Genomic DNA, 12,191 nt, shown 5'->3' with positions numbered 1-12,191 from the left:
AGCCTTGGCCCGTCAGCGGATCGGCGGTCCGTCGCGGACCGTTCGTGCGATGCACGGCGAAGCGCTGGAGAGGCTGGCTCGCATGGCATGGGCGTCCATGCCGTGTTCCGTTCAGACAACGACAGAACAAAGAAGGATACAAACCAATGACGAACGTTCAGCGTTCCCGCCGTCAGGTGCGTCTCTCGCGCGCCCTCGGCATCGCACTGACCCCGAAGGCTCAGCGCATCTTCGAAAAGCGTCCGTATGCCCCCGGTGAGCACGGCCGCACCCGCCGCCGCGCCGAATCCGATTACGCGGTACGTCTGCGCGAGAAGCAGCGTCTGCGCGCCCAGTACGGCATCTCCGAGAAGCAGCTGCGCGCCGCCTACGAGAAGGGCACGCACACCGCGGGCCAGACCGGCAACGCGATGCTGACCGACCTCGAGACCCGTCTTGACGCCCTCGTGCTGCGTGCCGGCATCGCCCGCACGACCGCGCAGGCCCGCCAGTTCGTGGTGCACCGCCACATCCTCGTCGACGGCAACATCGTCGACCGCCCGTCCTACCGCGTCAAGCCGGGCCAGACCATCCAGGTCAAGCCGAAGAGCCAGACGATGGTCCCGTTCCAGATCGCCGCCGAAGGCACGCACCGCGACGTGCTGCCGCCGGTCCCGGGCTACCTGGACGTCAACCTCGCCCAGCTCAAGGCCACGCTGACCCGCAAGCCCGAGGCCGAGGAGATCCCGGTGCAGGTCAACATCCAGTACGTGGTCGAATTCTACGCCCGCTGATCTGGATTCACGTACTGTAAATCGATACAGTATAAGGACATACAGCGTAAGGCCCCGCGATGGCTTCGCGGGGCCTTACGTGTTGTCGGGGAGGGAACGGCGCGCGCTCAGGAGGAGAACGCGGCGCTGACGATGCCGCTGACGATCGACATGATCAGCGAGCCGAGCGTCGCCCACAGGAAGCCGTCGATGCTGACGCCGACGCCGAACAGGCTGAGCGCGAGCCACGAGGCGAGCTCCATGAACAGCCAGTTGATGACGAGGGCGAGGATGCCGAAGGTCAGGATCGAGAACGGCAGCGCGAGCATCTGCACGACTGGTTTGATCGACGCGTTGAGCAGCGCCATGAACAGCGAGAACGCGGCGACGCCGAGGATCGGCGGGTCGCCCACGGCGTGCATGCCGGGAAGCAGCACGACCATGACGCCCGCGGCGATCGTCAGGATCGCCCAGCGAATAAGAAAATCTTTCATGAGCCGATTATAGGGCGGCCGGGTGCGATAATCGGAAACCATGATCGTTCATCTGCATCTCGTCCGCCACGGACAGACCCTCTTCAACCGATACAACCGTCTGCAGGGATGGTCGAACTCGCCGCTGACGGCCGCCGGCCTCGACGACGCGGCGCACGCCGGCGAACTGCTCGCCGACGTCGACTTCGCCGCCGCCTACTGCTCGGACACGACGCGCGCGCAGGTCACCGCCGAGCGCATCCTCGACGTCAACGAATCCCACGGCCACATGCGCCCGCGGCTCGTGTGCGACATGCACTTCCGCGAGCAGTGCTACGGCTACTGGGAAGGGCAGGACATGGGCATGGCGTGGCTCGCCGCCGGCGGCCCGCACGGCGCGCCCACCTACAACGCGATCATCGAACGCCACGGCGTCGCCGCGACCCGCGACTTCCTCAAGGAGGCCGACCCCTTCCACGACGCCGAGTCGGACGACGAGTACTGGGAGCGCATCGCCGGCGGCTACGCGCTCATCGCGTCGAACCCGGCGCTCAGGGACGGCGACCACGTCCTGCAGATCTCCCACGGCAACACGCTGCTGAGCCTCATGCAGCGCTTCGCGCCGGAGGGCTACGACCTGAGCGAACGGCCGGCGAACGGATCGGTCAGCGAATTCGACCTGGACACCGACGCCGACTTCGCCTCGGCGCTCACCGTCGTCTCCTACAACCGGCGCTGACCGGCCGTCTGGGCGCTTGGGTACCCTAATGCGGGTAGGAAACTAGTCGTGACATGCACGTCGTGACAGGAAAGAGGTGCACGAGAACATGGGTGCTGGAGAAATTGCTGGTCTGATCGCGGCGATAGCGTTCGCCGTGCTCGCCGGGTTCCTGATCTATCCGCTGATCCGCCTGGGCAAGCTGTTCGACCAGCTCGCCGACACCGTCAAGGAGACCGGGGACCACGCGCTGCCGGCGCTCGACGAGGGCGTGACGACGGTGCAGCAGGTCAACAAGTCGCTCGCCGACGTCAACGAGATCTCGTCGGCCGCCTCGAGCACCGCCAACAACATCGGCGCGCTGACGAACCTGTACGGCTCCTTCCTCGGCAAGCCGATCATCAAGCTCGCCTCGACCTTCTACGCGCTGAGGGCGACGGCGCGCTCGTTCATGAACAAGGGCGGGCAGCCGGCGCAGGACGCCAAGGCCGCCGCACCGACCAAGGGGGAGTGACCCATGCGCAAACGTCTACTGTGGATCGCGCTCGGCATGATCGCCGGCGTCGTCGCCGTCAGCAAGGCCACCGCCTACGTGAAGGCCAACACCCCCGACAAGGCGCGCCAGTTCCTGCTTGGCCCCGACCAGGAGCACGTCGGCATGCGCACGCTGCAGGGCCTCGTCGCCGAGTTCACCGACGTGCGCCGCGCACGCGAGGCGGAGCTCAACAGCCGCTACATGGACAAGCTCTCCTGAGCGGAGGGACGCGCCGGAGACACGGCGCGTCCCGATATCTTCATTCATTGTTTTTCATCATCCATCCACGGACATCCAAAGTATGTAAGGAGCCGCAAACAATGCGCACCGCGGAGATCGCCCAGCGATATCTCAACTACTTCAAGAAGCAGGACCACCTCATCGTGCCGTCCGCCTCGCTCATCTCGCCGAACCCGACGACGCTCTTCACGATCGCCGGCATGGTGCCGTTCATCCCGTACCTGATGGGCGAGCAGACGCCGCCGAGCCACCGCATGGCCAGCAACCAGAAGTGCGTGCGTACGCTCGACATCGACGAGGTCGGCAAGACGACCCGCCACGGCACCTTCTTCCAGATGCTCGGCAACTTCTCCTTCGGCGACTACTTCAAGGAGGAGGCGATCCATTACGCCTACGAGCTGCTGACGAGCCCGGTCGAGCAGGGCGGCTACGGCTTCGACCCCGAGAAGCTGTGGATGACGACCTTCACCGACGATGACGAGGCGCGCGCGATCTGGAGGAACGAGGGCGTCGACCCCGAACACATCCAGATCCTCGGCATGGAGGACAACTTCTGGACGACCGGCGGCCCCGGCCCCGGCGGCCCGTGCTCCGAGATCTACGTCGACCGCGGCCCCGAATACGGCAAGGAGGGCGGCCCGATCGCCGACGAGAACCGCTACATCGAGATCTGGGACCTCGTCTTCGAGAACTACATGGTCGACAACGTCAAGTCGAAGACCGAGCTGCACATCGCCGGCGAGCTCAAGCACAAGAACATCGACACCGGCGCCGGTCTCGAGCGCCTCGCCTACCTGCTGCAGGGCAAGCAGAACATCTACGAGACCGACGAGGTCTTCCCGGTCATCGAGGCCGCCGAGAGGCTCTCCGGCATCAGGTACGGCCAGAACAAGGACGCCGACGTCAAGATGCGCGTCGTCGCCGACCACGTGCGCTCCGCGCTGATGATCATGAGCGACGGCGTGCGCCCGAGCAACGCCGGCCGCGGCTACGTGCTGCGCCGCCTGCTGCGCCGCACGATCGAGGCGATGCGCGTGCTCGGCGTCACGACGCCGGTCATGCCCGAGCTGCTGCCGGTCTCCGAGGCCGCGATGGAGCCGAACTACCCGGAGCTCGCCAACACCTTCCACGACGTCTCCGAGGCCGCCTACGGCGAGGAGGACGCGTTCCGCCGCACGTTGACGAACGGCATCGAGATCTTCGACATGGCCGTCACGAAGGCGAAGGACGAGGCCGGCAAGCAGGGCGACGCCCAGCCGGTCGTCTCCGGCGACGCCGCGTTCACGCTGCACGACACCTACGGCTTCCCGATCGAGCTCACGCTCGAGATGGCGGCCGAGCAGGGCGTCAGGGTGGACGAGGAGAAGTTCCGCGAGCTGATGAACGAGCAGAAGTCGCGCGCCCGCCAGGACGCGCTCAGGAAGCGCCACAACGTGGACCTGAGCGAATACGACGACTTCAAGAACAAGCTCCAGGCGCCGATCGAGTTCCTCGGCTACACCGACATGACGTCGCGCAGCCGCGTGCTCGGCATCATGATGGAGGGCGTCGGCTCGGTGCCGGCCGTCTCCGCGCCGGCGACCGTCGAGGTCATCCTCGACCGCACGCCGTTCTACGCCGAGGCCGGAGGCCAGCTCGCCGACCAGGGCGACATCGTCTCCGACGACGGCGCCGTGCTCGAGGTCGACGACGTGCAGAAGCCGATCAAGGACCTCATCGTCCACCAGTGCCGCCTCATCGAGGGCACGCTCGTCGTCGGCGCCGAAGTGACCGCCGAGATCGACGTCGAGCGCCGCGGCGCGATCGCCCGCTCGCACACCGCCACGCACATCGTGCACAAGGCGCTGCGCGAGGAGCTCGGCCCGCAGGCCACGCAGCGCGGCTCCGAGGACGCGCCGAACCGCCTGCGCTTCGACTTCCAGTGGCCGAAGGCGCCGACGAAGCAGCTGATGAGCGCCGTCGAGGCGCGCGTCAACGACCGCGTGCGCGACAACCTGCACGTCTCGACGCAGGAGATGAAGTTCGACGACGCGATCGCGCTCGGCGCGATGCATCTGTTCGGTGAGAAGTACGGCGACGTCGTGCGCGTCGTCACGATCGGCGACGACGGCTGGAGCCGCGAGCTGTGCGGCGGCACGCACGTCGACTTCGCCGGCAAGATCGGCCTCGTCAACATCATGTCCGAGGCCTCGGTCGGCTCCGGCGTGCGTCGCGTCGACGCGCTCGTCGGCCAGGGCGCCTACGACTACAACGCCCGCGAGCACGCACTCGTCTCGCAGCTGTCCGACACGCTCAACGCGCGTCCCGACGAGCTCGCCGAGCGCGTCAGCACGCTGCTCGCCAAGCTCAAGGACTCCGACCGCCGCCTCGCCGCGATGTACGAGGCGCAGCTCGCCGAGTCCGTCCCGCAGATCGTCGAGGCCGCGAAGGCCTCCGCGGCTCCGGTCGTCGTCGCCGCGAAGAATGTCGGCCACTTCGGCTCCTTCGACGTGCTGCGCAAGACCGTCATGGACATCCGCAACCGCCTGGGCGACGACCGCCCGGTCGTCGTGGCGCTCGCCGGCGTCAACGAGGACGACAAGCCGATGGTCGCCGTCGCGACGAACGAGGCGGCCCGCAAGGGGGGCATCAAGGCCGGCGACCTCGTGCGCGGCGCCTCGAAGATCCTCGGCGGCGGCGGTGGCGGCAAGCCGGACTTCGCCCAGGGCGGCGGCTCCGACGCGTCGAAGATCGACGACGCCGTCGCGGCGCTCGTCAAGGACGCGCGCAAGGCCTGACCGAACCCCCATATGGTCTGGCTAGGCATCGATCTGGGGAACGCCCGGGTCGGACTCGCGTTGTCCGACCCGGAGCTGACCTTCGCCCACCCCGCGGGGAACGTCACCGTGCGCGGGGACTACTTCCAGGCCTTCGACGACGTCCTCAACGTCATCGAGGACGAGCACGTCGAACGCGTCGTCATCGGGCTGCCGCTGCAGATGGACGGCACCGAGGGCAAGAGCGCGAAGAAGGCGCGCCGCTGGGCGAAGTCGCTCGGCACGCGGCTCGCGGCCGAACTGGAAGACGACCTGTCCGGCATCGACTGGATGCCTGATATCATGCTCATGGATGAACGCCTGACGACGGTCGACGCGCATCGTCGGCTGCTCGACGCGCGGCTGGGCACCCGTCGGCACCGCGCCGTCGTGGACCAGCAGTCGGCGGTGACGATCCTGCAGACGGCGTTGGACGGACGCCGCGCCGGCGCGCACGGTTCGGAGGAGTGAGAGTGCCTGAGGATTTGCACGATTTTTTCAACGACGACGTCTGGGATGACGGCACCGGCGCCGACCATCCCGGGCCCGGCGGCGGCGCCGCGCCCCCGCCGAAGCCGCCGCGTTCGCGCCGCGACATGCGCCGCCGGCGCAGGCAGCAGCGCCGCAAGCGCCTCATCGTCGTCATCGCGTCGATCGTCGTCGTCGCGCTGTGTGCCGGTGTCGGCGTCTTCGCGGTCGGCAAGATCAAGCAGTGGCGGCGCAGCACGCTCGCCGACACGGCGGTCGTCGACGACTATCCGGGGCCGGGGGAGGGCCGTGTCGCCTTCACCGTCGAGTCCGGGCAGGGCGTCGCCGAGATCGCCGAGGGACTGCAGCGCGCCGACGTCATCAAATCGGTCGACGCGTTCACGTCGGTCGTCGCGAGCAACGCCTACACGCTGTATCCGGGCACATACGAGCTCAAGCGCCATATGAAGGCGTCGGCCGCCGCGAAGATCCTCTCCGACGAGGGCAACGCGAAGGGCTTCGTCGAGGTGCGCCAGGGCGAACGCCTCGACGACGTGCTCAAGGCGGCCGCCGAATCCTCGGGTATCGCGCTCAAGGACTTCGAGGACTACGCGGGCGACGCCTCGAAGACGGGCGCGATCCTGCCCGCATGCGCGAAGGGCAAGCTCGAGGGCTGGCTCGAACCCGGCGTGTACAACGTCGGCGAGGACCCGACGCCGGCCTCGATCCTGCAGCAGATGGTGCAGGCGAGGATCGAGAAGCTCAACGCGCTCGGCGTGCCCGAAGGCGACCAGAGCGAACGCATCCTGATCGTCGCGTCGATCGTCGAGGCCGAGGTCAACTCGCAGGACTACTACGGCAAGGTCAGCCGCGTCATCGAGAACAGGCTCAAGGACGACATGCCGCTCGGCATGGACTCGACGGTCGCCTACGGATTCAAGATCAAAGGCACCGAGCTGACGAACGAGCAGCTCAACGACGGGTCGAACCCCTTCAACACGCGCGTGAACAAGGGGCTGCCGCCGACGCCGATCTCCAACCCGGGCGACGACGCGATCGAGGCGGCGATGCACCCCGAGGACGGCGACTGGCTGTACTTCGTGACGACCGACCTGAAGACCGGCGAGACGAAGTTCACGTCCAGCTACGACGAGTTCGAGAAGTACGTGCAGGAGTACAAGACCAACAACGAGCACGCGAACTGATCGGCGCACGTCGCCCGCTCAGCCGGCGACGGCGGCGAGCACGGCGAATGCGCCGGCCGCCACGATCACCGGGACGAACGGCACCCTGGCATCCACGCCGGGGCGCCGTTTCGCATATCGGGGCCATATCGCCAGCCACAGCAGGCCGCATACGCCCATGAGCAGCCACCAGCGCACGAAAGTGACGGCGCCGAACGCGCCGACGACGCAGCCGACGAGCGCGCTGGCGGTGACGTCGCCGAAGCCGAGCGCACCGGGACGCACGAGGGCGAGCACGAGCTGGACGCCGGCGCCGCAGACGAGCCCGGCGGCGGCGCGCAGCGGCGCGGCCGGGTCGGCGCCGGTCCACGCCAGCAGCATCCACACGGCGAGCTGCGCCGCGATCCCGGCCGCGACCAGCCGCCGCGGGACCGTGCGCCGACGCAGGTCGGTCACGCACGCCGCGATTCCACAAAGCAGTCCCGGCAGGCAGCAAAGGTACGGCATACCGTTAAGATAGTCACAGTTTTCCCACGGACCAAAGGAGTTGGCATGTTGCGTTGGCAGACCGCTGGCGAATCGCACGGCGAGGCGCTCGTCGCGATGATCGAGGGCGTCCCCGCAGGAGTGAAGATCACGTCGGACGACATCCGCGGGGCGCTCGCCCGGCGCCGTCTCGGCTACGGCCGCGGCGCGCGCATGAAGTTCGAGCAGGACCAGGTGCGCATGCTCACCGGCGTGCGCTTCGGCAGCACGCTCGGCTCGCCGATCGCGATCGAGATCGGCAACACCGAATGGCCGAAGTGGACCGAGGTCATGAGCGCCGACCCGCTCGACCACGAGCTCGCGCGCGAGGGCCGCAACGCTCCGCTGAGCCGTCCGCGCCCGGGGCACGCCGACCTCACCGGCATGCGCAAATACGGCTTCGACGACGCCCGGCCGGTGCTCGAACGCTCAAGCGCGCGCGAGACGGCGTCGCGTGTCGCGCTCGGCGAGGTGGCGCGCCAGCTGCTCGAACAGGTGGCCGGCGTGCGCACCGTCTCCCATGTCGTCTCGATCGGCGGCGCCGGCGTCGACGACCCGACGGCGATGCCGCTGCCGACGCCCGACGATGTCGACATGCTCGATGCGTCCCCGGTGCGCACGCTCGACAAGGACGCCGAGGCGCGCATGATCGCCCGCATCGACGAGGCGAAGGCGAACGCGGACACGCTCGGCGGCGTCATCGAGGTGATCGCCTACGGCATGCCGGCCGGCGTCGGCACCTATGTGGAGTCCGACCGCAGGCTCGACGCGGCGCTCGCCTCCGCGCTCATGGGCATCCAGGCGATCAAGGGCGTCGAGATCGGCGACGGCTTCCTCGAGGCGATGCGTCCCGGCTCGCAGGCGCACGACGAGATGGTCGCCGGCGCCGACGGCCGTATCGAACGCCTGACGAACCGCGCCGGCGGCATCGAGGGCGGCATGTCCAACGGCCAGCCGATCCGCGTGCGCGCCGCGATGAAGCCGATTCCCTCGATCCCGAAGGCGCTGCGCACCGTCGACGTGACGACCGGCGAGGCGGCGCAGGCGATCAACCAGCGTTCCGACAGCACGGCGGTGCCGGCCGCGGCCGTCGTCGCCGAGGCGATGGTCAGGCTCACGCTCGCCAAGTACCTGCTCGAGAAGTTCGGCGGCGACAGCGTCGACGAGACACGCCGCAACATCGAGGCATACGTAGCCTCGTGGCCCGAGCACATGCGCTGAGGGCGCGGAGGGACGGCCATGGCAAGGCACAGCAGACACGAGATGGCCGCGCGCAGACGCCCGGCGGCCGTCATCGTCGGCATGATGGGCGCCGGCAAGACGCGTCTGGGCAAGGAGATGTCGCAGATGCTCGGCATCGGCTTCGCGGACGCGGACCAGCAGATCGAGGAAGCGATCGGCATGTCGATCCCGAAGTATTTCGCGCGGCACGGCGAGGCGGCGTTCCGCGAGGTTGAGCGAAGGACCGTCGCCGAGACGCTCGGCTCCTTCGACGGCATCTACGCGCTCGGCGGCGGCGCGCCGATGACGCCGGCGGTGCGCGAGGCGCTGCATGACTACGCCGAACACGGCGGGCGCGTCATCTACCTGCTCGCCGATCCGGCGGAGGCGATGGAGCGCGCGCGCAGGGGCGGCGGCCGCCCGATGCTCGACGGCGACGCCGACGCGCGCTGGATGGCGCTCTACGAGCAGCGCGACCCGGTCTACAGGCAGGTGGCGAACGTGATCGTGCGCACGCACGGCATGACGCCGAAGGCAGCGGCAAGGAAGATGATCGAAATGACGAACGAGGGAATCGTCCATGTGGACGGCGCCGGCATCGAACCCTACGACGTGAGGATCGGCGAGGGCGCGCTCAACCATCTGCCCGACGTGCTCGGCGCAGGTCCGGTGCGCGTCGCGCTGATCCACACGCAGTCGGTGCAGCGGCACTCCGACCGGGCGCGCGCGATCCTGCGCAAGGCCGGCTATCAGGTGAGCGACATCGTGATCCCGGACGCCGAGGCCGGCAAGACCGTCCAGGTCGCCGACGGCATCTGGCAGCGCCTCGGCAACGAGGGCTTCACGCGCTCCGACGCGATCGTCGGCCTCGGCGGCGGCGCGTGCACCGACCTCGCCGGATTCGTCGCCGCCACGTGGATGCGCGGCGTCCGCTACGTGAACTGCCCGACGTCGCTGCTCGCGATGGTCGACGCGTCCACCGGCGGCAAGACCGGCGTCAACACGCCGCAGGGCAAGAACCTCGTCGGCTCGTTCTACACGCCCGCCGGCGTGCTCGCCGACCTGAGGACGCTCACGTCGCTGCCGAACGACATCTTCATCGAAGGCCTCGGCGAGGTCGCCAAGTCCGGCTTCATCCGCGACCCCGAGATCCTCACGATCCTCGAGGACCACGCCGACGAGCTGCGCGCCTTCGACGGCGAGACCTTCCTCGATTCGCCGCTCAAGCCGGTCGTCGCCGAACTCATCGAACGCACGGTGCGCGTCAAGGCCCACCACGTCTGCGCCGACCTCAAGGAGGCGGGACTGCGCGAATTCCTCAACTACGGGCACACCTTCGGCCACGCGATCGAACAGCTCGAGCATTTCCGCTGGAGGCACGGCAACGCGGTCGCCGTCGGCATGGTCTACGCGGCCGAGCTGTCCAATCTGACCGGGCACCTCGACCGCCCGACCGTCGAATACACCTACGACCTGCTCGACCGTCTGGGACTGCCGACCTCGTGGAACGGCGCCGGATTCGACGAGGTGCTCGCGCTGATGCACCGCGACAAGAAGGCGCGCGGCAACACGCTGCGCTTCGTCGGCCTCGAGGAGATCGGCAGGCCGTTCCACCTCGACGACCCCGACCAGCAGGCGGTGCGCGAGGCCTTCGAACGTGTGCGCCAGCAGGCGTGACGCGCACGGCGCCCGGCATCGTCGCGCACTATCATGGGGCTGACAACGTTTTCCAAGGAATGGAGTGGATATGGCCGAAAATGAGCCGGTCAAGGTGATCGTCGTGAACGGGCCGAACCTCGGTCGCCTCGGGGTGCGCCAGCCGGACGTGTACGGCAGGCAGGACCTCGAGCAGCTGTGCAGGCTGTGCACGCAGTGGGGCGAGTCCCTCGGGCTCGACGTGGACGTGCGGCAGACCGACGACGAGGCGCAGATGGTGCAGTGGATGCACGAGGCCGCCGAGCGGCAGAAGGCGGTCGTCATGAACCCGGCGGCGTTCACGCATTATTCGTATGCGCTCGCCGACGCGGCGCACATGGTGCTCGACGCGGACATGCCGCTGATCGAGGTGCACATCTCGAATCCGGCGGCGCGCGACGAGTTCCGCAAGCGTTCGGTGATCAGCCCGGTCGCCACCGGCACGATCACCGGTCTCGGCTTCCTCGGCTACAAGCTCGCGCTCGAGGCCGTCGCCGAACTGACGAAGGGCTGAGTGGGATCTGACCGCATCGGCGCATAAGACGGCGGCCCCCGGAACCGCAATCGGTTCCGGGGGCCGCCGTCTTATGCCTGAGCGTCCGACCGCCGTCAGTCGGTGCCCGCGCCCTCGCCTTCGCCGGTGCGTCGCCACTGGAGCCTGGAGTTGTAGCCATGGGGGACGGCGGCGTCCCCGTCGCACACCGAAGACAGCGTGTCCATCCACCAATGCTCGCGTTCGATGACCGTGCGGTCCGCCACACGAGGGTCGAAGATGTCGAGGATCGAATACTGGAAGTGTTTCTCGATGTACGACGCGCCCTGTTCGGCGACGAGATCCTTCAGCAGCTTGTTGCCGCCGGTGTGGTCGCCCTGCACGTATTCCTGCCAGCGCGACAGCAGGCCGCGCTCGCCGCCGTGACGGCTGTAGGCGGAGCCGACGTAGTGCCAGCCGGTGCGCGTATCGGTCTGCAGGTACACGGCGTTGACGGCGCCCAGCGCGCCGCGCCATTCGTCGTCATGCACGGCGGCGACGAGCTCGTTGAAGGACAGGCGCACGTTGTCGTATCCGGGGAACGGCATCGCCGAGACCGGCGACTGCGCGACCTTCTCGACGATCATCGTGTCGAAGAAGCGCGCCCGCATCCCGGCATCGGCCATGTCGTTCACCATCTGCACCGCGCCGCGCCGTTTGCGGTAGGTGACGACGGTGCGCGCCTCAAAGGGGCGGAAGCGTTCGATCGGTGTGCGCTGATAGACCTCGTTGCCCCCGCGCATCACCGGGGCGCCGGCCTCGTAGCCGCCGATGAACAGCCAATGGGTCGCGGGCTTCTCACGGCCGTCGAGCTGGATGAACTGCAGCACTTTGGGCCGGCGTATGTTGCCGCCGGCCCTGCCGCCGTTCCAGCGGCGCGTGAACACCCAATCCATGAGTTCGTCATGGTGCCCGTAGTACATCGTCATCGCGTCGAACCAAGCGTCGCTGCTCTGGTTCAGCCTGACCGAGTACTGCGAGAGCTCGTCCTCGCCGATGCCGAGCATCTCGAAGAACCTGATCGGCGGGTTGTAATCGTCCATGATGTCTTCC

The 12,191-nt window shown here is 68.1% G+C and carries 13 protein-coding genes; 10 read left to right on the top strand and 3 right to left on the bottom strand.

The window, feature by feature from the left end; translation table 11 throughout:
• Positions 1-146 precede the first annotated feature (146 nt).
• Positions 147-773 (top strand): 30S ribosomal protein S4, encoded by a 627-nt coding sequence (rpsD, locus tag BCHO_RS03925; protein ID WP_024541410.1) that lies wholly within the window; start codon positions 147-149, stop codon positions 771-773.
• A gap of 107 nt (positions 774-880) precedes the next feature.
• On the opposite strand, the gene BCHO_RS03920 is transcribed toward rpsD, so the two are convergent.
• Entirely contained in the window at positions 881-1,246 is a 366-nt protein-coding gene (locus BCHO_RS03920) for a phage holin family protein (protein WP_024541409.1), read from the bottom strand.
• Positions 1,247-1,286: 40 nt separating this feature from the next.
• Between BCHO_RS03920 and BCHO_RS03915 the strand changes: the two genes are divergently transcribed.
• From BCHO_RS03915 to mltG, 6 genes are all read left to right on the top strand, one after another.
• Positions 1,287-1,964, top strand: coding sequence for a histidine phosphatase family protein (locus BCHO_RS03915; protein ID WP_024541408.1), 678 nt, complete (start codon positions 1,287-1,289; stop codon positions 1,962-1,964).
• An 88-nt stretch (positions 1,965-2,052) separates the two neighbouring features.
• The gene (locus BCHO_RS03910) at positions 2,053-2,457 is read left to right on the top strand and encodes a DUF948 domain-containing protein (protein WP_024541407.1); all 405 of its coding nucleotides are present in this window, start codon (positions 2,053-2,055) and stop codon (positions 2,455-2,457) included.
• A 3-nt stretch (positions 2,458-2,460) separates the two neighbouring features.
• A complete protein-coding gene (locus BCHO_RS03905) occupies positions 2,461-2,697 on the top strand; it encodes a hypothetical protein (RefSeq protein ID WP_024541406.1) in 237 nt (78 codons plus the stop codon).
• 101 nt (positions 2,698-2,798) lie between these two features.
• Positions 2,799-5,495 carry an alanine--tRNA ligase gene (gene alaS / locus BCHO_RS03900; protein ID WP_024541405.1) on the top strand — a complete coding sequence of 899 codons (2,697 nt, stop codon included), beginning with the start codon at positions 2,799-2,801 and terminating at the stop codon, positions 5,493-5,495.
• 12 nt (positions 5,496-5,507) lie between these two features.
• Positions 5,508-5,984 (top strand): Holliday junction resolvase RuvX, encoded by a 477-nt coding sequence (gene ruvX / locus BCHO_RS03895; protein ID WP_024541404.1) that lies wholly within the window; start codon positions 5,508-5,510, stop codon positions 5,982-5,984.
• Between the two features lie 2 nt (positions 5,985-5,986).
• Entirely contained in the window at positions 5,987-7,186 is a 1,200-nt protein-coding gene (gene mltG, locus BCHO_RS03890) for an endolytic transglycosylase MltG (protein WP_024541403.1), read from the top strand.
• 18 nt (positions 7,187-7,204) lie between these two features.
• On the opposite strand, the gene BCHO_RS03885 is transcribed toward mltG, so the two are convergent.
• Positions 7,205-7,672 (bottom strand): prepilin peptidase, encoded by a 468-nt coding sequence (locus tag BCHO_RS03885; RefSeq protein ID WP_024541402.1) that lies wholly within the window; start codon positions 7,670-7,672, stop codon positions 7,205-7,207.
• A gap of 45 nt (positions 7,673-7,717) precedes the next feature.
• On the opposite strand from BCHO_RS03885, the gene aroC reads away from it, so the two are divergent.
• The 3 genes from aroC (at position 7,718) to aroQ (ending at position 11,120) form a co-directional block, all read left to right on the top strand.
• Positions 7,718-8,911: a chorismate synthase gene (aroC, locus tag BCHO_RS03880; protein WP_024541401.1), complete on the top strand. Its 1,194-nt coding sequence runs from the start codon at positions 7,718-7,720 to the stop codon at positions 8,909-8,911.
• Positions 8,912-8,929: 18 nt separating this feature from the next.
• On the top strand, positions 8,930-10,588 hold the full coding sequence (locus BCHO_RS03875) for a bifunctional shikimate kinase/3-dehydroquinate synthase (protein ID WP_051354927.1): 1,659 nt from the start codon (positions 8,930-8,932) through the stop codon (positions 10,586-10,588).
• A gap of 70 nt (positions 10,589-10,658) precedes the next feature.
• A complete protein-coding gene (gene aroQ, locus BCHO_RS03870) occupies positions 10,659-11,120 on the top strand; it encodes a type II 3-dehydroquinate dehydratase (RefSeq protein ID WP_024541399.1) in 462 nt (153 codons plus the stop codon).
• Positions 11,121-11,215: 95 nt separating this feature from the next.
• On the opposite strand, the gene BCHO_RS03865 is transcribed toward aroQ, so the two are convergent.
• Positions 11,216-12,181 carry a GIY-YIG nuclease family protein gene (locus tag BCHO_RS03865; RefSeq protein WP_024541398.1) on the bottom strand — a complete coding sequence of 322 codons (966 nt, stop codon included), beginning with the start codon at positions 12,179-12,181 and terminating at the stop codon, positions 11,216-11,218.
• Between the last annotated feature and the right edge of the window lie 10 nt (positions 12,182-12,191).

It is taken from the genome of Bifidobacterium choerinum, assembly GCF_000741135.1.
GTDB classification, from domain to species: Bacteria; Actinomycetota; Actinomycetes; order Actinomycetales; family Bifidobacteriaceae; genus Bifidobacterium; species Bifidobacterium choerinum.
Note: the sequence above shows the minus strand (reverse complement) of the source record. Positions and strands in the feature narration are given on the sequence as shown.

Coding starts and splice junctions, on each gene's coding strand:
- aroQ (WP_024541399.1), top strand. CDS start 10,659: ATGGCCGAAAATGAGCCGGTCAAGGTGATCGTCGTGAACGGGCCGAAC.
- BCHO_RS03915 (WP_024541408.1), top strand. CDS start 1,287: ATGATCGTTCATCTGCATCTCGTCCGCCACGGACAGACCCTCTTCAAC.
- BCHO_RS03865 (WP_024541398.1), bottom strand. CDS start 12,181: ATGGACGATTACAACCCGCCGATCAGGTTCTTCGAGATGCTCGGCATC.
- BCHO_RS03910 (WP_024541407.1), top strand. CDS start 2,053: ATGGGTGCTGGAGAAATTGCTGGTCTGATCGCGGCGATAGCGTTCGCC.
- ruvX (WP_024541404.1), top strand. CDS start 5,508: ATGGTCTGGCTAGGCATCGATCTGGGGAACGCCCGGGTCGGACTCGCG.
- rpsD (WP_024541410.1), top strand. CDS start 147: ATGACGAACGTTCAGCGTTCCCGCCGTCAGGTGCGTCTCTCGCGCGCC.
- alaS (WP_024541405.1), top strand. CDS start 2,799: ATGCGCACCGCGGAGATCGCCCAGCGATATCTCAACTACTTCAAGAAG.
- BCHO_RS03920 (WP_024541409.1), bottom strand. CDS start 1,246: ATGAAAGATTTTCTTATTCGCTGGGCGATCCTGACGATCGCCGCGGGC.
- BCHO_RS03885 (WP_024541402.1), bottom strand. CDS start 7,672: ATGCCGTACCTTTGCTGCCTGCCGGGACTGCTTTGTGGAATCGCGGCG.
- BCHO_RS03875 (WP_051354927.1), top strand. CDS start 8,930: ATGGCAAGGCACAGCAGACACGAGATGGCCGCGCGCAGACGCCCGGCG.
- aroC (WP_024541401.1), top strand. CDS start 7,718: ATGTTGCGTTGGCAGACCGCTGGCGAATCGCACGGCGAGGCGCTCGTC.
- BCHO_RS03905 (WP_024541406.1), top strand. CDS start 2,461: ATGCGCAAACGTCTACTGTGGATCGCGCTCGGCATGATCGCCGGCGTC.